1 protein-coding gene is annotated in these 249 nt (G+C 36.5%); it reads left to right on the top strand.

Annotated features, from left to right (window positions below):
• On the top strand, positions 1–249 hold a 249-nt coding region (locus tag G6042_RS00275; protein WP_169522316.1), incomplete at both ends, for a transposase.

The following is a 249-nucleotide window of genomic DNA, read 5'->3' as shown; positions in this document are numbered from 1 at the left end:
AACTCTATAGAAAACGCCAAGAAATCAACGAACACATCTTTGGAACAATAAAGCGAAAATGGGGATATAACCACACCAATTTAATAGGATTAGAGAAAGTAAACGGCGAACACAGTTTGATCATGCTCGTGTATAACATCAAACGCAGCATCAATATCCTTGGTGTGCCCGATTTAATAGCCAAACTCAAAGCATGGAACTCACCTTACAAGAGAAAAGGTTTGTTTTTTGTAAAAACGACCTATTTAA

The organism is Flavobacterium solisilvae (assembly GCF_012911605.1).
Lineage (GTDB): Bacteria > Bacteroidota > Bacteroidia > Flavobacteriales > Flavobacteriaceae > Flavobacterium > Flavobacterium solisilvae.
Note: the sequence above shows the minus strand (reverse complement) of the source record. Positions and strands in the feature narration are given on the sequence as shown.